The organism is uncultured Devosia sp. (genome assembly GCF_913055165.1).
Lineage (GTDB): Bacteria > Pseudomonadota > Alphaproteobacteria > Rhizobiales > Devosiaceae > Devosia.
Genome location: NZ_CAJXJS010000040.1, coordinates 1 through 19,848 on the forward strand (window position 1 = coordinate 1; position 19,848 = coordinate 19,848).

Annotated in this window: 21 protein-coding genes; 11 read left to right on the forward strand and 10 right to left on the reverse strand. The window is 62.6% G+C overall.

Annotation, left to right across the window (positions count from 1 at the left end; all coding sequences use genetic code 11):
* The 4 genes from carB to greA all read right to left on the reverse strand — a co-directional run.
* A partial coding sequence (carB, locus tag QZ564_RS12990) for a carbamoyl-phosphate synthase large subunit (RefSeq protein WP_297110503.1) occupies nucleotides 1–2,181 on the reverse strand: 2,181 nt, incomplete at its 3' end.
* A 234-nt stretch (nucleotides 2,182–2,415) separates the two neighbouring features.
* Nucleotides 2,416–2,751, reverse strand: coding sequence for a hypothetical protein (locus tag QZ564_RS12995; protein WP_297110506.1), 336 nt, complete (start codon nucleotides 2,749–2,751; stop codon nucleotides 2,416–2,418).
* Between the two features lie 51 nt (nucleotides 2,752–2,802).
* A complete protein-coding gene (locus tag QZ564_RS13000) occupies nucleotides 2,803–3,546 on the reverse strand; it encodes a class I SAM-dependent methyltransferase (RefSeq protein ID WP_297110509.1) in 744 nt (247 codons plus the stop codon).
* A gap of 169 nt (nucleotides 3,547–3,715) precedes the next feature.
* The gene (gene greA, locus QZ564_RS13005) at nucleotides 3,716–4,198 is read right to left on the reverse strand and encodes a transcription elongation factor GreA (protein ID WP_297110512.1); all 483 of its coding nucleotides are present in this window, start codon (nucleotides 4,196–4,198) and stop codon (nucleotides 3,716–3,718) included.
* Between the two features lie 290 nt (nucleotides 4,199–4,488).
* Here greA and QZ564_RS13010 point away from each other — a divergent pair, with 290 nt between their 5' ends.
* The 3 genes from QZ564_RS13010 to QZ564_RS13020 all read left to right on the forward strand — a co-directional run bounded on the left by QZ564_RS13010 (nucleotide 4,489) and on the right by QZ564_RS13020 (nucleotide 5,694).
* Nucleotides 4,489–4,779 (forward strand): metalloregulator ArsR/SmtB family transcription factor, encoded by a 291-nt coding sequence (locus QZ564_RS13010; RefSeq protein ID WP_297110515.1) that lies wholly within the window; start codon nucleotides 4,489–4,491, stop codon nucleotides 4,777–4,779.
* Nucleotides 4,780–4,899: 120 nt separating this feature from the next.
* Nucleotides 4,900–5,292 (forward strand): VOC family protein, encoded by a 393-nt coding sequence (locus QZ564_RS13015; RefSeq protein ID WP_297110518.1) that lies wholly within the window; start codon nucleotides 4,900–4,902, stop codon nucleotides 5,290–5,292.
* 84 nt (nucleotides 5,293–5,376) lie between these two features.
* The gene (locus QZ564_RS13020) at nucleotides 5,377–5,694 is read left to right on the forward strand and encodes a hypothetical protein (protein ID WP_297110522.1); all 318 of its coding nucleotides are present in this window, start codon (nucleotides 5,377–5,379) and stop codon (nucleotides 5,692–5,694) included.
* A 5-nt stretch (nucleotides 5,695–5,699) separates the two neighbouring features.
* Here QZ564_RS13020 and QZ564_RS13025 read toward each other — a convergent pair whose 3' ends face one another.
* Complete coding sequence (locus QZ564_RS13025) at nucleotides 5,700–6,050, reverse strand: DUF2200 domain-containing protein (RefSeq protein WP_297110525.1); 351 nt, start codon at nucleotides 6,048–6,050, stop codon at nucleotides 5,700–5,702.
* Between the two features lie 200 nt (nucleotides 6,051–6,250).
* Here QZ564_RS13025 and QZ564_RS13030 point away from each other — a divergent pair, with 200 nt between their 5' ends.
* A complete protein-coding gene (locus QZ564_RS13030; RefSeq protein ID WP_297110603.1) occupies nucleotides 6,251–7,441 on the forward strand; it encodes a PQQ-dependent sugar dehydrogenase in 1,191 nt (396 codons plus the stop codon).
* A gap of 55 nt (nucleotides 7,442–7,496) precedes the next feature.
* Here the strand turns inward: QZ564_RS13030 and QZ564_RS13035 are convergent, their stop codons facing one another.
* From QZ564_RS13035 to QZ564_RS13045, 3 genes are all read right to left on the reverse strand, one after another.
* Nucleotides 7,497–7,697 (reverse strand): CsbD family protein, encoded by a 201-nt coding sequence (locus tag QZ564_RS13035; RefSeq protein WP_297110527.1) that lies wholly within the window; start codon nucleotides 7,695–7,697, stop codon nucleotides 7,497–7,499.
* A gap of 31 nt (nucleotides 7,698–7,728) precedes the next feature.
* Nucleotides 7,729–8,364, reverse strand: a complete 636-nt coding sequence (locus QZ564_RS13040; protein WP_297110530.1) for a VTT domain-containing protein — start codon at nucleotides 8,362–8,364, stop codon at nucleotides 7,729–7,731.
* A gap of 74 nt (nucleotides 8,365–8,438) precedes the next feature.
* Complete coding sequence (locus QZ564_RS13045) at nucleotides 8,439–8,807, reverse strand: response regulator (protein WP_297110533.1); 369 nt, start codon at nucleotides 8,805–8,807, stop codon at nucleotides 8,439–8,441.
* Between the two features lie 182 nt (nucleotides 8,808–8,989).
* On the opposite strand from QZ564_RS13045, the gene QZ564_RS13050 reads away from it, so the two are divergent.
* On the forward strand, nucleotides 8,990–10,360 hold the full coding sequence (locus QZ564_RS13050; RefSeq protein ID WP_297110536.1) for an HD domain-containing protein: 1,371 nt from the start codon (nucleotides 8,990–8,992) through the stop codon (nucleotides 10,358–10,360).
* A gap of 67 nt (nucleotides 10,361–10,427) precedes the next feature.
* Here QZ564_RS13050 and QZ564_RS13055 read toward each other — a convergent pair whose 3' ends face one another.
* Nucleotides 10,428–11,543 (reverse strand): class I SAM-dependent RNA methyltransferase, encoded by a 1,116-nt coding sequence (locus QZ564_RS13055; protein ID WP_297110539.1) that lies wholly within the window; start codon nucleotides 11,541–11,543, stop codon nucleotides 10,428–10,430.
* A 136-nt stretch (nucleotides 11,544–11,679) separates the two neighbouring features.
* Between QZ564_RS13055 and yghU the strand changes: the two genes are divergently transcribed.
* The 6 genes from yghU to QZ564_RS13085 all read left to right on the forward strand — a co-directional run bounded on the left by yghU (nucleotide 11,680) and on the right by QZ564_RS13085 (nucleotide 17,430).
* Complete coding sequence (gene yghU, locus QZ564_RS13060; RefSeq protein WP_297110542.1) at nucleotides 11,680–12,546, forward strand: glutathione-dependent disulfide-bond oxidoreductase; 867 nt, start codon at nucleotides 11,680–11,682, stop codon at nucleotides 12,544–12,546.
* Nucleotides 12,547–12,647: 101 nt separating this feature from the next.
* Nucleotides 12,648–13,046 (forward strand): YciI family protein, encoded by a 399-nt coding sequence (locus QZ564_RS13065; RefSeq protein WP_297110544.1) that lies wholly within the window; start codon nucleotides 12,648–12,650, stop codon nucleotides 13,044–13,046.
* Nucleotides 13,047–13,169: 123 nt separating this feature from the next.
* Nucleotides 13,170–14,033: a flagellar motor stator protein MotA gene (gene motA, locus QZ564_RS13070; RefSeq protein WP_297110548.1), complete on the forward strand. Its 864-nt coding sequence runs from the start codon at nucleotides 13,170–13,172 to the stop codon at nucleotides 14,031–14,033.
* Nucleotides 14,034–14,057: 24 nt separating this feature from the next.
* Nucleotides 14,058–14,978, forward strand: a complete 921-nt coding sequence (locus QZ564_RS13075) for a flagellar motor protein MotB (RefSeq protein WP_297110551.1) — start codon at nucleotides 14,058–14,060, stop codon at nucleotides 14,976–14,978.
* A 133-nt stretch (nucleotides 14,979–15,111) separates the two neighbouring features.
* Nucleotides 15,112–16,011, forward strand: a complete 900-nt coding sequence (locus tag QZ564_RS13080; RefSeq protein WP_297110554.1) for a FecR family protein — start codon at nucleotides 15,112–15,114, stop codon at nucleotides 16,009–16,011.
* 216 nt (nucleotides 16,012–16,227) lie between these two features.
* The gene (locus QZ564_RS13085) at nucleotides 16,228–17,430 is read left to right on the forward strand and encodes a FecR family protein (RefSeq protein WP_297110557.1); all 1,203 of its coding nucleotides are present in this window, start codon (nucleotides 16,228–16,230) and stop codon (nucleotides 17,428–17,430) included.
* Here the strand turns inward: QZ564_RS13085 and QZ564_RS13090 are convergent.
* Nucleotides 17,427–19,748: an EAL domain-containing protein gene (locus QZ564_RS13090; protein WP_297110560.1), complete on the reverse strand. Its 2,322-nt coding sequence runs from the start codon at nucleotides 19,746–19,748 to the stop codon at nucleotides 17,427–17,429. The two genes, QZ564_RS13085 and QZ564_RS13090, sit on opposite strands and share 4 nt — an antisense overlap.
* Between the last annotated feature and the right edge of the window lie 100 nt (nucleotides 19,749–19,848).

Consider the following 19,848-nt stretch of genomic DNA (forward strand, 5'->3'; position numbering starts at 1 on the left):
GGAGGGGCGGATGCCCAGCGGGTAGCCGAGGCGCTCGGCGACGAGGCGGGCCTGTTCCAGCGAGTAGGCGATGCCGTTCTTGGGCTGGGTCAGCTCGAGCTTGTTGACCAGCTTCATGAAGAGGTCGCGGTCTTCGGCCAGGTCAATGGCTTCGGGCTGGGTGCCCAGGATCGGCACGCCGGCCTTGGCCACGGCCTCGGCCAGGTTCAGCGGGGTCTGGCCGCCGAACTGCACGATGACGCCATGAAGGGTGCCATTCTGCTTTTCGGTAAGCAGGATTTCGATGACGTCTTCCTCGGTCAGCGGCTCGAAGTAGAGGCGGTCGGAGGTGTCGTAGTCGGTCGAGACGGTTTCGGGGTTGCAGTTGACCATGATGGTTTCGTAGCTGGCATCGGCCAGCGCGAAAGCCGCATGGCAGCAGCAATAGTCGAACTCGATGCCCTGGCCGATGCGGTTGGGGCCGCCACCGAGAATGACGACCTTCTTGCGGTCGGAGGGGCGGGCTTCGTCATCGACCTTGCCGGCGAAGGGGGCTTCATAGGTCGAATACATATAGGCGGTGGGCGAGGCAAATTCGGCCGCGCTGGTGTCGATGCGCTTATAGGCCGGGCGCACGTCGAGGCTGTGGCGCAGCTTGCGGACGTCGGAGACCTTGAGATTGGCGAGTTGGGCCAGGCGGGCGTCGGAGAAGCCCATGGATTTGAGCATACGCAGGGTGGCGGCGTCCTGCGGCAGGCCGAATTCCTTGACCTTGGCTTCCATGTCGACGATGCCGCGCATCTGCTCGAGGAACCACGGATCGATCTTGCAGGCGTCGAAAATGTCCTCGTTGGAGACGCCCAGGCGCATGGCTTCGGCGACATGGAGCAGGCGCTGGGGCGTGCCGGTGCCGAGCGCGGCCTTGATGGCGTTCTTGTCCTCGCCTTCGCCGAGGCCGGGAATGCCGACTTCGTTGAGGCCGGTCAGCCCGGTTTCGAGCGACCGCAGGGCCTTTTGCAGCGATTCCTGGAAGGTGCGGCCAATGGCCATGGCTTCGCCCACCGACTTCATCGAGGTGGTGAGGCGCGGGTCGGAGCCGGGGAATTTTTCGAAGGCGAAACGCGGGATCTTGGTGACGACATAGTCGATGGTCGGCTCGAAGCTGGCCGGGGTGGCGCCGCCAGTGATGTCGTTTTCCAGCTCGTCGAGCGTGTAGCCGACGGCGAGGCGCGCGGCGACCTTGGCGATGGGGAAGCCGGTGGCCTTGGACGCCAGCGCCGAGGAGCGCGACACGCGCGGGTTCATCTCGATGACGACCATGCGGCCGTCCTTGGGATTGATGCCGAACTGGACGTTGGAGCCGCCGGTTTCGACCCCGATCTCGCGCAGCACCGCCAGAGAGGCGTCGCGCATGATCTGGTATTCCTTGTCGGTCAGCGTCAGGGCCGGGGCGACGGTGATCGAATCGCCGGTATGGACGCCCATCGGGTCGATGTTCTCGATGGAACAGATGATGATGCAGTTGTCCTTCTTGTCGCGGACAACTTCCATCTCGTATTCCTTCCAGCCAAGGACGCTTTCCTCGACCAGAACTTCATTGGTGGGCGAAGCGTCGATGCCGCTTTCGCAGATGGCGAGATATTCCTCGCGATTGTAAGCAATGCCGCCGCCTGTGCCGCCCAGGGTAAAGCTGGGGCGGATGATGGCCGGCAGTCCGATGACCTCGAGCGCCTGCAGGGCTTCGATGGAATTATGGGCGAGCATGGAGCGCGGGGTTTCGAGCCCGATCTTCTTCATGGCGTCGCGGAACAGTTCGCGGTCCTCGGCCTTGTCGATGGCCTCGGCAGTGGCGCCGATCATCTCGACGTTGAATTTGTCGAGGACACCCATTTTGCGCAGCGACAGGGCGCAGTTTAGAGCCGTCTGACCGCCCATGGTGGGGAGGAGCGCGTCGGGGCGCTCCTTCTCGATGATCTTGGCGACCACTTCGGGGGTGATCGGCTCCATATAGGTGGCGTCGGCCAGGTCCGGATCGGTCATGATCGTCGCCGGATTGGAATTCACCAGAATGATCCGGTAGCCCTCTTCCTTGAGCGCCTTGCAGGCCTGGGTGCCGGAATAATCGAACTCGCAAGCCTGCCCGATAATGATCGGACCCGCACCGATGATGAGGATCGATTTGATGTCGGTACGCTTTGGCATTCGGGGCTCGCTCTGGCTCGTTCAACTCAGTCGTGGTGGCGCTGCCGGGGCGAAAAAGTGGACCACTTCTTCTGACAGCACCAGGCGCCGGACGAGGGAGAGAATCGCCCGGACACACCCGTCCGCGCGAAACCCGCGCTGCAGTTGAGCACTGCGGCGCAGGGGAAAAGACCGAACATGGTGGTTAAGCGGGCTGTCTAGCGGAAGAGTCGGCGGAAGGGAAGGGGGTGGTGATCAATCCGGGACCTGGGCGATACGATCCTCGCCGATGAGGTCGTCGTAGCCGGGCTTGGGCATGGGGAAGCCATAGCCAGTGCCCGGCTTGTCCCAGCGCAGTTTGCCTTCGGCATGGTAGTGGCTGGCATAGAGATGGACGGCGATGGCCTGCATGGCCAGATAGGTCGCCTGCATGCTGTCAAAGCCCCGGGCGCGCGACGACTTGCCGCCTTCGGGCCAGCCAATGTCAAACTGGCACTCCCAGTAGCCATCGCCCTGGATGGGGACGTGGAGTGTGATGGGGACATCGATGTCGCCTTCGGGCATCGTGGCGGTAAGAGTTCGCGTCAACATACGAAGCCTCTCAGCATGGGTGGGGTGACACCGCGTGTGTGAAACCAAGCACTATACGGCCACGGCCAGACAAACCTGACGAAAGCTGTGTCGCGTCATGAGGCTGCGGTCGAAGTCGCCGAACCTATGGGCAAGTTTGAGGCCGCCCAAGGAAAGCAGGAGCGGGAGTTCCTGCGGATAGATCTGACGGAGGTCGAGGCGCGTGCGGCGAAAGTCTCTTTCGGTCTCGGTGGACCAATACCAGTTGGCGCGCGATATTTGGGTAACGGGATCGTAGGCGATCGTCTCCTCGACGGTGATTGTGCCGAGAACCTTATGTTGGAAAGTGCCAAGCGGTTGGCGTTCGTCAGTCGGCAGGCTCAGGAGGCGCGCACTGGGCACGTAGACGTCGAAGGCAAATACGCCGTCTGGCGCCAGATGCTTTCGGATGGCCGAGAAGGCGCGGCGGAAATCGTCCTCGGTGTGCAAGTGCATGAGCGAATTGGCGGCCATGATGATTGCGTCATATTGCCGGCCAAGCGCGACGTCGCGCATGTCGCATTCGACGAACTCGGCCTTCAGGTCCTCCCGGGCAAGGGTGTGGCGAGCGCGGGCAAGCATGGTGGGGGATAGGTCGGCGCCGGTCACGTCTGCGCCGCTGGCCGCGAGCGGAGCCGTGAAACGGCCGGAGCCACAGGCAAGTTCGAGGACGCGGCGGCCCGTCCCGCCTGCTGCCTTCACATAGAACTGCTCCATGTCGGCATCGCGCGGTGCCACCAGGTCATAGAGGTCGGCGTCGTCGTAGAGAGAGTTCATGCTGTCCTCGGGTGGCTCGCGAGCATTTTCGGGGCATGCCGTGGGGAGTGCAAGTTAGGAGATCGCACACCCCCTCCTACCTTTGCTACGGCCCTACGGGCCTTGCGGCGGTGCCTCCCCCTGTCAGGGGGAGGTTTAGGGGGCGGTGGAGGTGGCAACTGTGGTTGGCTCACCCGATCCCCACAATCTCCACTTCTGCCTCGCCCAGCACGGCCACATCCCCCACAGCCTTGCCCATCAGCGCCCGCGCGAGGGGTGAGGCGAAGGACAGGGTGCCGGCCTTGGGGTCGGCTTCGTCTTCGCCGACCACGGTAAAAGTCTGGGTGCGGCCGTCGTCGCGCTGAAAGGTGACGCGGGAGCCGAAGGCGACGAGGTCGTTGCTCTCTGGCGGCGGCACGAGTTGGGCGGTGCGGATGCGTTCGTTGAGGTAGCGCAGGTCGCGCCAGGGATTGGCCGCCTGGCGGCGGCGTTCGTTGATGTCTTCGATGGCGAGGGCGGCTTCATAGGCGGCGGTAGCCTCAGCCAGTTGCCGCTGGAGTTGCGCCAGCCCGTTGGCGGTCACCAGGTTGGGGCCTGCGGGAATGGGCTTTTCCGGCAGCATGGTTTCGGCGGCCGTCTCGGCGCTGTCTTCCTTGGTAAAAGCTACACTCACTGAAAAATCCTGACTTCGGCTAAGATGAGGGCGACCGGTTCGGGCGGGCGCACACTAAGGTTTTCCCTATGTAGGTCGTCTGGCGGTGAGATGATACGGCGGGAATGTAGCTTCCCCGCTCACTGCGTGCCACCGGCACGAATTTCTGGCAGGACGCTCCAGGCAATCGTGGCCTTCTCACCTGAATTCCTTGCTTCGGCAGGATCTCGCGCGAAGCGCCGGTTCAAAGTTGACATGCAAGCAATTGCTTGCCTATAAACATGCAAGAAGATACTTGCGTATAAGCAGCCATGACCCCCGACGAACTTGACGCGCTTTTCAAGGCTCTGGCCGATCCGACGCGGCGGCGGATCGTGGATCGGCTGGCAGAGCGGCCGGATCAGTCGCTGTTCGAATTGTGTGCGGGCGCCGTGGCCAAGGGGCAGCCGGTCATGTCGCGGCAGGCGGTGAGCCAGCATCTTGAGGTGCTGGAAAAGGCGGGGCTGGTCCAAGTGACCCGGGCAGGGCGGACCAAGCTGCACCGGCTGGAGCTGTGGCCGCTCAGGGCGGCGCAGAAGGCGTGGCTGGGGCGGTTGTTGTGAGGGACCGGACGTGCCGACACCCCAACTAGCTCTGCTCCGGGCCCAGCGGGCCACGCGTCGCTGCCTCCCCCGTGGAGGGGGAGGTGACGATGAACACTCAAACCGGTGAGAGGACCAAAGATGAAAATCTATGTGACGAATGTGTTTGTCGATGATCAGCAGAAGGCGCTGGAATTTTATCGGGACCGGCTGGGTTTCGCGGTGAAGCGCGATATCGACCTGGGCGGGGGCAATCGCTGGTTGACCGTGGTGTCGCCGGACAATCCGGATGGAACCGAGCTGCTGCTGGAGCCCAGCGATCATCCGGCGGTCGGGCCGTTCAAGGCGGCATTGGTGGTCGACGGCATCCCCGCAGCCTCGTTCATGGTGGACGATATTGCCGCCGAAGTCGCGCGGCTGAAGGCGGAGGGCGTGCAGTTTACTGTCGAGCCGATGGATGCGGGTGCAGTGATGATGGCCGTGTTTGACGACAGCTGCGGCAATCTCATCCAGATCGTGCAGGTGAAGGGCTAGAATTGTCCGGCCGCATCAGGCGGGGAGGGAACCTATCGGGCTGCCGCGCGTGATGCCTTGGAGATGTTTCCAAGGAGCCGCAACATGAAACGCCTTACCCTTGCCCTCGCCACAGCCTTCGCAGCCGGCCTTTTCGTTCCGCTCCCGGCTGCGGCGCAAATTGGTGCCGATCCGGTTGCCTGTCCCAGCCAGCAGGATCTCGAGCAGTTCGTCAGCAGCAATGGCGATATCCAGCCTGAGGACTGCACGGTCATTGATATCAGCAAGCTGACCTCGGAAGGGCAGGAATTGTGCCTGATCGATTTCGGCGTGGATGAGGGGTTTTTGGGACGCCTGCGTGAGGTGGCGATGCCGAGCCAGTGGTGGGTGCGCTGCGAGGACCTGGAACTGGCGCTCGAATAGGCCTGTCAGGCGCGCAGGATTTTCGCCATCGCCTTGCCCCTGGCGAGTTCGTCCACGAGTTTGTCGAGGTAGCGGATTTCGCGCATGGTCTCCTCCTCGATCTCCTCAATCCGCACGCCGCAGATGACACCCTTGATCTGGGTGCGATTGGGGTTGAGGCGAGGGGCCCTGGCAAAGAAATCCTCAAAACTCGTGCCATTGGCCAGTTCGGCCTCCAGGCTTTTCTGGTCGTGGCCCGTGAGCCAGCGGAAAATCTCGTCGACCTCGGCCTTGCTGCGCCCCTTGCGTTCGGCCTTGGTGACATAGAGCGGATAGACGCTGGCGACGCTGGTGGCATAGATGCGGTGCCCGGGCATGCGCAAGCTCTCCAGTTTTGCTGCACACGAATGCTAGCACGGGGCCGGCCTGACCGGCAAAGCGGCGGCCGCCAGGGGCCAAACTTATCGTGATTGGCTGGCAGGCAACGATATGGCCGACGCCGGCTTAGGCGATTGTCACATTGGATGATCGACAGGAGAAAATCATGTCCCTCACGCCACGCCTGCTGGCCAGTACAATGCTTTCGGTGGCCGTGCTGACCGGTCCCGTCCTTGCGCAGGGCCAGCCGGTGGAGACCGCGCCACCGAACGCGCCGCACCAGACCCCGGCCTTTGAAGGCCAGACACGGGCGCCGCAGCCCGAGCAACCCGTGGAGACGGATCAGCAGGTGATTGCCGAGGGCCTGCCCCATCTGTGGGCGATGGAATTCCTGCCCGATGGGCGGATGCTGGTGACGGCAAAGTCGGGGGTGCTGCACATCGTCACCCAGGATGGTGAGGTCAGCGAGCCGATCACGGGCCTACCGGAGGTGGACCTGGTGGGGCAGGGTGGGCTGCTCGATGTGGCGCTGGCCAATGATTTTGCAGATTCGGGGCGTATCTTTGTGTCGTTCTCCGAACCGCGCGAAGACGGCAATGGCACTTCGGTTGCCTCGGCCCGGCTGGTGCTGGCGGAGGATGGCGGCGCCAGCCTTGAGGATGTCGAGGTGATCTTCCGGCAGGAGCCAAGCTATGACGGGCGCTTGCATTTCGGCTCGCGGATTGTGCCGACCGAGGACGGCAATCTCTATGTGACCGTTGGTGAACGCTCCGACGACCCCATCCGCGACCAGGCTCAGGAGCTGCAGAGCGGGCTGGGCAAGATCTTCCGGATCACGCCTGAAGGCGAACCGGTCGAGGGCAATCCGTTCATGGACAATCCCGATGCGCTCGACAGCATCTGGAGCCTGGGGCACCGGAATGTGCAATCGGCGACGCTGGACGATGAGGGCCGTCTATGGACTGTGGAGCACGGCGCCAGGGGCGGGGACGAGCTGAACCTGCCCGAGGCGGGGAAGAATTATGGTTGGCCGGAAGTGGCCTATGGCATCACCTATGGCGGTGAGCCGATCGAGGGTGGGATCACCCAGAGCGCGGAGACCGAACAGCCGGTCTATTATTGGGACCCGGTCATCGCGCCCTCGGGCATGGCCTATTACGATGGTGACGCCTTCCCCGAATGGCAGGGTGACTTCCTGGTCGGGGGCCTTGTGGCCCAAGCCGTGGTGGTGCTGCACATGGCGGACGACCGGGTGGCACAGGAAGCGCGTGTGGATGTCGGTGCGCGGGTTCGAGACGTTCGGGTCGGTCCGGATGGCGCGGTCTATGCGGTGACGGAGAACCGGGGCGCGGGCACGTCGAGCATCGTGAAGATCACCAAGGCCGAATAGGCAAAAGGAAAAGGCCCGGCGCAGTGCCGGGCCTTTTTCAACAGCGGAGGCTGGATCAGTGCATCTGGCTGGACCAGTCATCGACTTCCTTGCGGACCTCGTCCTTGGTCTTGCCGTAGCGCTCCTGAATCTTGCCTTCGAGCTGCTCGCGATTGCCATTGATCTGGGCCATGTCGTCGTCGGTCAGCTTTCCCCAGTTTTCCTTGGCCTTGCCCGAGAACTGTTTCCAACTGCCTTCGATGCGATTCCAATCCATTGTCAGATCTCCTTTTCTTGTCGGTACCTGATCAACGTCGGAGACCCGAGCTTGTTCCACCGCCCGGCGGATGGCGGCGATTGCGCCATCGCGCGGCGCCGAGGTCGAGCGCGAAGCCGAGGAGCACGGCGAGCGCTATGGCAATAGCCATGCCGAGGAGCGGCTGGCTCCTGAACCAATGGCCGGCCAGATAGCCCATGGTGACATTGTAGATCGCCCAGGCGAGGCCTGCGGCGAGGCAGAAAGGGGCGAAACGGGCGAAGGCATAACCGGTGCTGCCCGCCGCCAGATTGACCGCCAGCCGGGCAAACGGAATGAAGCGCGCGGTCAGCACGACCATGCCGGTGCGCGGGCCGAGGCGCCGGCTGGCCCAGCGCAGCATCCGCGCCAATGGCCGGAAGCGGGTGGATTGGAGGCGGCGGATGCCGATCTGCCGGCCAATTGTATAGGTTAGCATATCGCCAACAAAGGCGCCGGCCGAGGCGACCAGCACGAGCAGCATGAGGTCAGGCACTGCGCTGGCTGCGGCGAGCGAGGCGAGGCCGACGACGAGGACTTCGCTGGGAAAGACAGGGAAGACAGCGTCCAGAACCACCAGGGCCAGAGCAATGGCATAGATCCAGGGTGAGTTCGCCAGGGGCAGGAGGAAATCGTGGAGGAAGTCCATGGCGGCCGCCAGCTAGTCGAGGGAACGCCCAAACTAGCGGATTGGTGGGACAGGCATATGACGGTCCGTGCCGGTCAGGCGGCCCGTGCGGTTTGTTGGGCGCAGAGGGCGGCGACAATGTCGGCCACCAAATAGGGCTTGGGCAGGAAAACGGCACCGGGCGGCAATTGTGCCGCTGCGGGGCGCACGCCGCCCGAAACAACGACAATCGGCAGGCGGGGGCGGGTCCGAGCTGCAAGGCGTGCCAATACGAGGCCATCGGGACCGTCGCCAAGTTCGATATCGGTGACGAGACCATCCACGGTCTGGTCCATCATATAGCTCGCCGTGCGGGCGCTGCCTGCTGTCCGGACGTCGTAGCCCAGCTCGGCCAGCTGGTCCGCGAGTTCGAGCAGCAGCAAAGGCTGGTCTTCGACTACCAGGATGCGTTTGATCTCGGTCATTTCCGCGCCTCCTCGATCGGCGATTGGCAAGGAGTGAAGCGCCGGTGACCGCTTTCGTTGCATCACCGGCACGCATGGCTGCCAGTATGGTTAGTATTTGGTTCAAATTGTTCCTATGGGCAGGCGAGGATATTCGCTTAAGCATTGCCGCTTAGGGTCGGTGTCGCTGGAGATGCGAGACCATGACCGAACATGACGTCATACATTTGTCCGAAGTGGTCGGGGCGCTGAGCTTCGCGCTCGACATTACCGAGGGGCAACCCGTGGGCCACAGCCTGAGGTGCTGCTGGATCGGCATGCATGTCGGGCGGGGACTGGGGATGAGCGAAGCGGCGCTTTCAGACCTCTATTATACGCTGTTGCTCAAGGATATCGGCTGCAGTTCCAATGCGGCGCGGATTTGTCAGCTCTATCTGGCTGATGATCTGAACTTCAAAAGCGCCTACAAGGTCGTGGATAACAAGCTGCCCGAGATCTTGCGATTTCTGATTGCCAATACGGCGCGGAAATCGGGCTTTGTCGAACGACTGCAGACCCTGGTCCATATCGCGCGCAATGGTGGGGAGATTTCTCGGGAACTGATCGAGACACGCTGTCAGCGCGGGGCGGAGATTGCCCGGTCGATGCGGTTCTCGGAGGCGGTCGCGCGCGGCATTCTCGACCTCGATGAGCACTGGGACGGTAGCGGCCAGCCGGAAGGTCTGGCTGAGGGATCCATCTCCCGGTTCGGGCAGATTGCGCTGCTGTCGCAGGTGGTGGACGTTTTCTTCATGCGCGGTGGCGCGCAGGCGGCGCTGGCGGAGATCAGCGAGCGGTCGGGGCGCTGGTTTGACCCGAGGCTGGTGGCACAGATGAAAGCCCTCGGAGGCGACGATGCCTTTTGGGACGTCCTTAGAGCCAATGACCTGGCGGAGCGGGTTGTTGCGCTGGAACCCAAGGCGCTCGCCAGGGCCGTGGACGAGGACTATCTGGACGAGATCGCGGCGGGCTTTGCCCAAGTGGTGGACGCCAAGAGCCCGTTCACGGCCGGGCATAGCGACAGGGTGGCGCTTTTTGCCGATCTCATCGCCGAAGAGATGGGATATGAGCCCGAGCGCCGGCGCTGGCTGAAGCGCGCCGCATTGCTGCACGATATCGGCAAGCTGGGGGTTTCAAACAGCGTGCTCGACAAGAACGGCAAGCCGGATGAGGACGAATGGGCCGAGATCAGGCGGCATCCGGAACTGGGCCGGACCATCCTGTCCAAGATTGCAGCTTTCCGCGACATGGCACGGATCGCGGGCGACCATCACGAAAAGCTTGGTGGTGGTGGATATCCACGCGGTATCAGGGCGGAGGCCATCGATCTGGACACGCGCATCGTCACTGTCGCCGACATATTTGACGCACTGACGGCGGACCGGCCTTATCGCAAGGCGATGCCTGTCTCGGCGGCCTTCGACATCATGGAGAAAGACGTGGGCTCCGGGATCGACGGAGCTGTGTTTGCGGCGCTGAGGCGGGGCTTTGTGCGGCTGGAAGACGTCGCCGAGGCAGGGGAGCGGGCGGCCTAGGTCGAAACGCCCCCTCACCCGGCGCTTCGCGCCGACCTCTCCCCCAGAGGGAGAGGTGAAGAGGGACCTACAGCTTGGCGCGGTAAAGCCCGACACGGATGCCGCCATGCAGCACCGGAGGTAGTGCCGGCTCGAAGGCGAGGCCGGTGGCCTCGGCCAATTGCCTGTCGGCGGTGACGATGCCGACGCGCCAGCCGGCAAAACGCGACTTGAGGACGGTCCCAAGGGTGCGGTGCAGGCCGATCAGCGGGCCCTTCTGGCCGATGCGGGTCCCATAGGGCGGGTTGATGATGACGAGGCCGGTGGGGCCGTCTGGTGGAACCAGGTCCTCAATGGCCAGCTGTTCGAACCGGGTTACGTCGGCCACGCCTGAGCGTTCGGCATTGGCCCGAGCCATCCGGATCGCACCGGGGTCGCGGTCCGACCCGAAGAAGCGCAGTGCTGTTGGGGTGAGGTCCTTGGATTTGCGGAGATCAGCCCAGTTACCGGGATCGAAGCTCACAAGGTGTTCGAAGGCGAAATCTCGCCCGCGACCGGGATATAGGCCGAGGGCGATTTCAGCGGCCTCAATCACGAAGGTGCCCGAGCCGCACATTGGATCAAGAACCGGTTCGGTGCCGGAGTAGCCGCATTGCCGCAGAAACATCGCGGCCATGGTCTCGCGCATCGGGGCCTTGGCAACGCCTTCCTTGAACCCGCGCTTGTGCAACGACTCGCCGGTGGTGTCGATGCTGATGGTCACCAGATCATCCTCGATGCGGACCATGATGCGCAGCGCGGCATCCTCGGCGATCGGGGCGCCGAGCTCTTCCCGGATGGCCGTGGCGACCCGCTGGGCGGCGGCGCCGGCGTGGTAGATGCGCGAGCGCTTGCAACTGGCCTCGACATGGACCGGCATATTGGTGCGCAACCAATCGGCCCAAGGCAGCTTGCGGGCGCGCTTGTCGAGTTGGGCCAGATGCATGGCGCGGAAGCTGGCCATGCGGGCCAGGACGCGGGTGGCACCCCGCAGGATCAGATTGGCGCGCCAGACATCGGTCCAGGTGCCCATGAAAGCGACGCCACCGTCCGTCGTGGTGGCGTCGGGAAAGCCGGCCGCCAGGGCCTCGTCGCGAAGCGGCGCTTCCAGACCGGGGGTGGCGACGAGGTAGATTTCGAAGGGGGCAGCGGCGGGACTGTGCATGGCTGAGCAGTAGCTGTGCGCTGGTCGACTGGCAAGTTTGCGAGGGGGTGGGTTACGCCTGCCGCATTCTGTGCTTATATCGGCGAAAGGCGATGAATGAATCGCTTGTTTCACCACACAGCCGGAGAGCCTTGTCATGAATGAATATGTGCCGCCCAAAGTCTGGACCTGGGACAAGGAAAACGGAGGCGCCTTCGCGAGCACCAACCGGCCCATAGCCGGGGCGACACATGACAAGGACCTGCCGCGTGGCGAGCATGCCTTGCAGCTCTATTCGCTTGCAACGCCCAATGGGCAGAAGGTCACCATCATGCTTGAGGAGCTGCTGGCGGCCGGGCATGATGCGGAATACGACGCCTATCTCGTCAATATCGGCAAGGGGGACCAGTTTGGTTCGGGCTTCGTTTCGGTCAATCCGAACTCGAAGATCCCGGCGATGATGGACTACGGTCCGGAAACGCCCATTCGCTTGTTCGAAAGCGGATCGATGATGGTTTATCTCGCCGATAAGTTTGACGCCTTCCTTTCAAAGGATGTGGCGCAGCGGGCAGAGACGCTGAACTGGCTGTTCTGGCAAATGGGCAGCGCCCCTTTCGTCGGCGGCGGTTTTGGACATTTCTATGCCTATGCTCCCGAAAAGCTCGAGTATCCTATCAATCGCTACGCCATGGAAACCAAGCGTCAGCTTGATGTCCTCGACCGGCAACTGGCTGAGCATGAATTCGTCTCGGGCCGCGACTACAGCATTGCCGATATGGCCATTTTCCCCTGGTATGGGGGTCTGGTGCTGGGGCGTGCCTATAATGCCGCCGAATTCCTCGACGTGGGCACCTACAAGAATGTGATCCGCTGGGCCAAGCAGGTCGACGCACGCGAGCCGGTCAAGCGCGGGCGCTGTGTCAACGCGGCTGGCGGACCGGAAGACGAGCACCTGCATGAGCGGCATTCGGCCGCCGATATCGACAAGGTGCTGAAGATCCGAAAGGAACGCGGCACGGTCTAGAAGGTGCAGAAGTCCCCGCGAAAGCGGGGATATTTGTTTGCTCCAGTCGAAATTGGCTGGTGTTGTTCGTCGCATGGTCAGACCATGATTGGAGGACGACGATGCGGTTTATGGCGCTGGTATATTTCGAGCCCGGCTCGATGGATCACCTGACAAAAGAGGACTTCCGGAAACTCGATGACGCCACCATCGAGCATGACCGCAAGCTCCGGGCGAGTGGGCAGCTGATCTTTGCTTCACCGCTGGCCGGGCTGGAGACGGCCCGATCGCTGCGCATGGACGACGGAAGCCTGATTGCGACGGACGGGCCCTACGCGGAAAGCAAGGAAGTGGTTGGTGGGTTCCTGCTGCTCGAGGCCGAAAGCATGGATGCGCTAATGCCTTTGTTTGAGGATGATCCAATCCTGCAATATGGCCGCATGGAGATCCGGCCGCTGGTGGTGCACACGCATAGCCAGTCCGGGGAAGGCCGGCCAGAGATCGATCTGATGGCGGATTGATCACGGCAAGGCCGAGGCAGTCCATACACCCCCTGTTAAGCCTGATCAGACCATTATGCGGGGCGAGGAGGCGGCGTTTCGGCCTCCCTGTGCCAGTGTTGTATCCGCGTTCGAGTAAGCCCAATGCGTCTGATTATCGGTATCGTCGTCGTCTTTGCCTGCGTGTTTGGCGGCTATTCGGCGATGGGCGGCCACGTGGAGGTGCTCTGGCAGCCCTTCGAGTTCGTGATCATTCTGGGCGCGGCGATCGGCGCATTCATCATTGCCAATGGCGGGCCTGTGCTCAAGGCTGTGCCCTCCATGTTCGGCACGCTGTTCAAGGGGCCGAAATATAACAAGGCCGCTTATGTGGAACTGCTGGGCCTGCAGTTCTCGATGTACAAGCTCATCCAGCAGAAGGGCATTCTCGGCATCGAGCCTCATATCGAGGACCCGCACAACTCCACGCTCTTCAATGCCTTTCCGACCTTTGCCAAGAACCACCATGCGGTGGAATTCGTCTGCGACTACATGCGCATGGTGACCATGGGGTCCAACAATGTGCATGAGATGGACGCGTTGATGGACGAGGAACTGGAAACGCACCACCAGGAGCAGGAACGTCTGGTGTCGGCCATGCAGGCGATTGCCGACGGTACGCCCGCGCTCGGCATCGTGGCCGCGGTGCTGGGTGTGATCAAGACCATGGGCGCCATTACCGAGCCGCCCGAAGTGCTGGGCCACCTGATCGGCGGCGCGCTGGTGGGTACGTTTTTCGGCGTGTTCGTGGCCTATGGCTTTTTCGGGCCGATGGCGCAATCGCTCAAGAACACGTTTGAGGCGGAGTCGAAGTATTTCCTGTCGCTCAAGGTTGGGCTGCTGGCTCATATCGGCGGCCAACCGCCGGTCATGGCCATTGAGTTCGCGCGCAAGGCGCTGATGAGCGAAGTGCGCCCGACCTTTGCCGAGGTCGAGGCTGCCACTGCGGCGCTGCCGGCCACGACCTGATAGCAACAGTCCGGATCAGCCAGAATGGCGAATTACGACCAGCCCATTATCATCAAGAAGGTCAAAAAGGCCGGCCACGCGCACCATGGCGGCGCCTGGAAGATCGCCTATGCCGACTTCGTGACCGCGATGATGGCCTTCTTCCTTCTGATGTGGCTGATCAGCATGACGACCCCGGAGCAGAAGGAAGGGCTGGCGAATTACTTCGCGCCCGCTTCGCTAAGCATGACCACCAGCGGCGCTGGCGGCGTGATGGGCGGCAATGCCATGGACAATTCGGGCAACCAGATGTCCGGCTCCTCGGCGGATATTGTGGAGGATCGTCCCGCTTCTCCCCAAAGCTCGGACGAGGGCACGGTGGACGTCCATATCGGCGGGCCGGCCCGGGAACAGGGCAGCGAGCGCGAGGCCAGCAGCGACAGCGAGTTCAATCTCAAATCCATCGACACTCAGGCCTTCCACAGCGCCGCGGCCAGTATCAAGCAGGCCTGGCAGTCGCTGCCGGAAATCACCCCGTTCATGGACAATTTGCTGATCGAGCAGACCAGGGATGGGCTCGATATCCAGATCGTCGACCAGCAGGGACGGCCGATGTTCCCCGAGGGATCGAAATATCCGCTGGAGCCGACACGGGCCGCCATTGCCGCCATCGCACCGATCCTGCAGCAACTCAATGCGCAGGTGACCATTTCCGGCCATACCGCGGCGGGCGGGCGCTATGACAATCCACGCTACGGGCCTTGGGAACTCTCGGCCGACCGGGCCAATGTGGTGCGGTCTATCCTGGGTGAATTCGGCATGAGCGATGACCGGTTCAAGGCCGTGTCAGGCCGCGCGACCGATGAACCGTTCTTCCCCAATGACCCCTATATGGCGGCCAATGAGCGGGTGCGGATTACAGTGCTGCACGCGCCGCCGCCGGTTCCGGCCGGGCTGGAATTCTAAGCACAGATATTCCGTAGCACTGCATTAACCAACGGGCGCGGTGTGAACGGCGGAAGTGAGCACGAAGGCTTTCGCAAGGGCCTGATTAAGGTGTCCCTGCGCACTCTCCCGTTGTGTTATCGGGGGAAACCAAATGCGTTCTTCAGCGCGCCTACTCATCGCATTGTTCCTGGTGCTGCAAACAGTCTTACTCGCCGTCGCAGGCGAGTGGACGGTAGCCCGTTTGCGAGGGGATGCGCAGCTTTATGACGGGCGTGAATGGCATCCGCTGAACGTTGGCGACATCGTCAAGAACTCGCATCACGTCCGTACTCTATACAATTCCCGGATGGAATTGGTTCGCGACGATGAGGTCATCGACATGGGGCCCGGGACGTTCCTCGCGATACATGAAGCGCAGGGGCGGAAGATGACCAATGTCGAGCACCATCTGGGAAGCGTGACGATTTCTGCCGACAAGCGCAATGTCCAGCATTTTTCAGTGAACACACCGATGCTGGCGGCCGTGGTCAAGGGGACCCAGTTCACAGTCACGATTTCGAGGAACCGAGCTACCGTGGAGGTGGACAGTGGCGTGGTGCAGGTACAGGACACCAACAACATTGTCGCCGATGTTGTCGTTGGCCAGTCAGCTTCTGCGGGGACCGACGCGCCGTTGATGGTCTCCGGCCCAGGGTCGTCCAACACCGTCTACACGGTGAACGGAGTGCCAGTCGTCGGCGCTTCGGCAGCTGCTCAAGCGGCTGGCCTGGAGGCGACATCCCAGTCGGGGGCGGTATCATTCCGGTCACTCTCAACTTTTAGTCCACCGCCCCCTCCCGCTCCCGCCGCGGCACCTCCTGCTCAAGACAACGACTCCGGTGGCGGGGACGATGGTGACGGCGGCGGCGCCGGTGGTGGTGGCGGTGGTGGTGCTGGCGCCGGTGGCGGCGGCGGTGGTGCTGGCGGCGGTGGTGCTGGCGGCGGCGGTGCTGGCGTAGGTGGCGGCGGGGACGACGACGATGACGATGATGACGATGATGACGACGATTAGTGGCTCGCCAACGGGTGCTACTACTCCAAGATGTCGTACAACCCGGGCGCTAGGCGCGGTCGCGTCCGGGTGAACCTGCAAATGCAGTGTTTTCCCGGGGCTTTCCGTTAACTCTGGCGCACGATGACGCGGTTGGACATAAGCCCCGGTTAAGGATTGTAGCCGCGAAATGGCCTCCAATATTGCGGGCAGGAGCTCGCCTGGAGGTAGAAACCCATGCGCTTTGGCAAATCAATCTTAGCGGCTGTGGCCCTGGTATGCTTCAGCTCGGTGGCCTTGGCCGATGAGTGGATTGCAGATCGTCTGCGCGGCAGCGTGATGCAGTATGAGCGCGGCGGCTGGGTTATCCTGCAGCGCGGCGACGTGGTTCCCGATGGTGGCAAAGTGCGCACGGCCGGGGACGGGCGCGTAGAGCTGGTGCGCGGACAGGAACGCATAGCCCTGGCCGCCGGCACGGAAATCACCATTCGCGATGCCATCGGACAAAAGATGACCAGCGTCATCCAGAGCCGTGGCGAGGTGACCATTCAGGCCGAGCGGCGCAATGTGCAGCACTTTTCGGTACAGACGCCTGTACTTGCCGCCGTGGTGAAGGGCACGCAGTTCACTGTGACCTATCGCAATGGCGAAGCCAGGGTGGATGTGTCTAGCGGAGTTGTGCAGGTTCAGGACAATGTCCACGAGATGGTCGTCGATGTGGTCCGGGGGCAATCGGCTGCCGCCAGCGAGTCCGCGCCAGTCGATGTCAGCGGGCCGGGTTCGGATCGGGTCATCTATCTGATCGAGGGTGAGGCCGTGCCTGCCATTGCCAAGGCCGCCGTGCTCAGCGGAGAGTTGCCGGCAGAAGAAGCGCTTGAGGCGGTCAAGAACCGCGCCGTGCCCAACGTCAATGCCAGCGTGAATGCCGGTGGACAGGGCAATGCGGTGAGTGCCAATGCGCGCGCAAACAATGGCAATGGCAACGCCGATGCGTCTGAAGGTGGGAGCAATGGTGTGTCCGCCGGTGCGGCTGCCGGCAATGGCAAGAGCAACGGAAACTCTGGCGGAAACGGCAACGGAAACTCCGGCGGAAATGGCAACGGAAACGGTAACAGCAACGGCAACGCAGTTGGCGCCGGCGCGTCCAATGGCGGCGGCAATGCCAGTGCAAACGCATCATTCGGTCTTGGGGTTGCGGCTTCGGCAAGCGCGGGTCATGGCAATAGCAATGGCAATGGAAACTCTGGCGGAAACGGCAACTCGGGTGGCAATGGCAACGGGAATGCCAATGGCCACGACAAGGACAACGGTGATGGCAATGGCAACGCCAATGGTCACGACAAGCGGGCCAGCGTGAGCGTTGATCTCGAGGTGGCTAAGGCCGAGCTGAATGTGGGCGGCAATGGTGTGGGGCTGGGAGTGGGCCTGCTCGGCAACTAGCCTTCGCGCCGGTGCTGCTGAACTGGCAGGATAGCGTGCATTTCGCGGTCCGATATGGGACGGCTGAAGTAGTAGCCCTGGCCGTAGGTGCACCCCATGCTGGACAGGAGGCTGGCGGTTTCCTCGTCCTCCACACCTTCTGCAATGGTGAGCTTGTTCATCTTGCCGGCAAGCTCGATGATAGCAGCCAGCAGGCCCCGGTCGCTCGGTGACGTGCGATTGCGCACAAACCCCTGATCAATCTTGACCAGATCGAAGGGCAGGTCCCGAAAGTAGCTCAGCGACGAATAGCCAGTGCCGAAGTCGTCAATGGCGAGCCTCACACCCAGATTGCGCAATTGCCACATGATGTCATGCATGCGCGCAGGATCCGTCACGCGGCTGCTCTCGGTGATCTCGAGTTCCAGGCGGGACGCGGGCAGACCCGAGCGCTGAAGGGCGATCGCCACCGTGGTGACGATGTCGGCGTGCTGGAACTGGATGGGCGAGACATTGACGGCCACAGTAACCGGGCTGGGCCAACTGGCCGCCTGTTGGCAGGCTTCCCCCAAAATCCACCGGCCCAGCTCGACAATGAGACCCGTCTCCTCGGCCAAGGGGATGAACTCAGCAGGAGAGACCGCGCCCAGTTCGGGATGATCCCAGCGCATCAGAGCCTCGGCGCCGATGATTTCGCGGTTCTGCAGGCTCACCTGTGGCTGGAAGATCAGGCGCAGTTGATTGCGTCCCAAGGCGCGGCGCAGGTCGCGGTCGAGCCGGCGGTGCCGGTCGAGTGCTGTCTGGTCTGCCGGACTGAAGCCGCGGTACCGAACGCGATCGCTTCGTGCCTGAATCAAGGCAATCTCGGCCTGGTTGAGCAGCTCCTCGCGCGTGTCGGCACCGGCCGCGTAGCCGGTGACTATCTCGATATACAAATGGTGCCCATCGACATGGTACTCCCCGGACAGAGCTGCATTGAGCCGCCTGACGCGCTGGGCAATGCCGTCGGCATCGCCATCGTCATCACGCAGCAGCGCAAAGCTGTTGGGGGCGGTACGGGCGACGTGGCGAAATCCGGCATGGCTCAGGCGATGTGCCACCTGCAGCAGGACCTTTTCCACCACGTCATGTCCCAGCGTGGCGCGCAACTCATCGGTCGCCTGCACTTGAGCCAATAGCAGCAATTGTGAAACGTCCGGCGCCGGCAATTCCACAAGGCCCTGGCGCGAGAGAAGTCCGGTGGCGGCATCGTGGGTGGCCAGAAACTCCAGGCGTTGCTGGGCGGAACGCCGGGCCAGGAGATGGTTGTAGCCGTTGTCTGCCATGGCGAGACCAAGCAGCATGACAAGGCCAACGTGCAGGCCCGCCGTGTCGATGAGAAGACCTGCCTGGTCGTAGGCGATCAGCGCCAGAATCTCGCCGCACAGGGCGACGACGCTCAGCGTTGCCAGCACACCGGGCAAGTAGGACTTGCGCCGGCGCAGAAGCAGCAAAAATGCCAATACCGACACGATCACCAGTGCGGGGATCCCACCCCAATCAACCAGGATGCGCCCCGACTTGAGAGTTTCGAGGGCCAGGGCCTGCAGCACGGGTCCGGGAATGACTCCGTAGCGCGGTACCGTGAAGAAATCGCGCAGTTCTATGGCCGTGGCACCAACGATGATCTGCTTTCCTGCCAGGACAGTCGGGTCGATGCGGCCATAGAGGACGTCGATGAAGCTGACGCGCTGCAGACCGTGAAGGTCCAGGCCGAAATCGACCTCCAGGGTTTCGGGCAGAGCCTGAGCGGGCCGTGCAAGCTGCACCGCCAAGGCGGGTATCGTGCCGGCATTATCGGTTGCGGCGATGGGCAGACGCCGGGCCATGCCGGTGAAGGGGTCGAGCAGGACGTTGACGAGAACAGGGTCCGCAGCGGCCGCGAACTCGGGTAATGGCCGCGAAAAATGCAGACTGCCATCGGCGTTGGTCTGCGCAAATGCGGCAAGCCAGGCGTAGCCGCCGGCACGCTCCAGAGCTGCAGTGAAAAGAGCGTCGTCGAACGCGTCCCGGCTACTGGAAAAGTCGATGTCGAATGCGACCTCGTCGACGCCTGCTTCCATGAGCTTGTCGAGAAGGGCAGCGTGCAGGCTCCGTGGCCATGGCCAGACGCCGACCTGATCAAGGCTTTCGCTGTCGATTTCGACGACGACGGTTCCCTCGCCAACCGGGCGCGAGGCCAACGCATAGCGCAGGTCTTCAAGGCGGCGATCGAGCGAAGCGAGCATGCCCGTCAAGGTCAATGCCAGCAGCAGCAATATCGTCGCGAGGGCAGCGCCCCATCTGATAATGTGCCGCAAATAATTTCTCCGAGCCGGACAAGGACTTTAGCCCCAAGTGCACTGACATCCGGTTAAGACCGAGATTTGCCGGATCAAGGCGGAACGCAGCGGCCAGCTA

Excerpts from the sequence above, each read along its gene's own strand:
- QZ564_RS13085 (WP_297110557.1), top strand. The coding sequence starts at position 16,228 with ATGCGCTTTGGCAAATCAATCTTAGCGGCTGTGGCCCTGGTATGCTTC.
- QZ564_RS13035 (WP_297110527.1), bottom strand. The coding sequence starts at position 7,697 with ATGGATTGGAATCGCATCGAAGGCAGTTGGAAACAGTTCTCGGGCAAG.
- QZ564_RS13045 (WP_297110533.1), bottom strand. The coding sequence starts at position 8,807 with ATGACCGAGATCAAACGCATCCTGGTAGTCGAAGACCAGCCTTTGCTG.
- QZ564_RS12995 (WP_297110506.1), bottom strand. The coding sequence starts at position 2,751 with ATGTTGACGCGAACTCTTACCGCCACGATGCCCGAAGGCGACATCGAT.
- QZ564_RS13050 (WP_297110536.1), top strand. The coding sequence starts at position 8,990 with ATGACCGAACATGACGTCATACATTTGTCCGAAGTGGTCGGGGCGCTG.
- QZ564_RS13080 (WP_297110554.1), top strand. The coding sequence starts at position 15,112 with ATGCGTTCTTCAGCGCGCCTACTCATCGCATTGTTCCTGGTGCTGCAA.
- QZ564_RS13055 (WP_297110539.1), bottom strand. The coding sequence starts at position 11,543 with ATGCACAGTCCCGCCGCTGCCCCCTTCGAAATCTACCTCGTCGCCACC.
- yghU (WP_297110542.1), top strand. The coding sequence starts at position 11,680 with ATGAATGAATATGTGCCGCCCAAAGTCTGGACCTGGGACAAGGAAAAC.
- QZ564_RS13065 (WP_297110544.1), top strand. The coding sequence starts at position 12,648 with ATGCGGTTTATGGCGCTGGTATATTTCGAGCCCGGCTCGATGGATCAC.
- QZ564_RS13075 (WP_297110551.1), top strand. The coding sequence starts at position 14,058 with ATGGCGAATTACGACCAGCCCATTATCATCAAGAAGGTCAAAAAGGCC.
- QZ564_RS13000 (WP_297110509.1), bottom strand. The coding sequence starts at position 3,546 with ATGAACTCTCTCTACGACGACGCCGACCTCTATGACCTGGTGGCACCG.
- QZ564_RS13025 (WP_297110525.1), bottom strand. The coding sequence starts at position 6,050 with ATGCCCGGGCACCGCATCTATGCCACCAGCGTCGCCAGCGTCTATCCG.
- QZ564_RS13015 (WP_297110518.1), top strand. The coding sequence starts at position 4,900 with ATGAAAATCTATGTGACGAATGTGTTTGTCGATGATCAGCAGAAGGCG.
- QZ564_RS13030 (WP_297110603.1), top strand. The coding sequence starts at position 6,251 with ATGCTTTCGGTGGCCGTGCTGACCGGTCCCGTCCTTGCGCAGGGCCAG.
- QZ564_RS13010 (WP_297110515.1), top strand. The coding sequence starts at position 4,489 with ATGACCCCCGACGAACTTGACGCGCTTTTCAAGGCTCTGGCCGATCCG.
- QZ564_RS13020 (WP_297110522.1), top strand. The coding sequence starts at position 5,377 with ATGAAACGCCTTACCCTTGCCCTCGCCACAGCCTTCGCAGCCGGCCTT.
- motA (WP_297110548.1), top strand. The coding sequence starts at position 13,170 with ATGCGTCTGATTATCGGTATCGTCGTCGTCTTTGCCTGCGTGTTTGGC.
- QZ564_RS13040 (WP_297110530.1), bottom strand. The coding sequence starts at position 8,364 with ATGGACTTCCTCCACGATTTCCTCCTGCCCCTGGCGAACTCACCCTGG.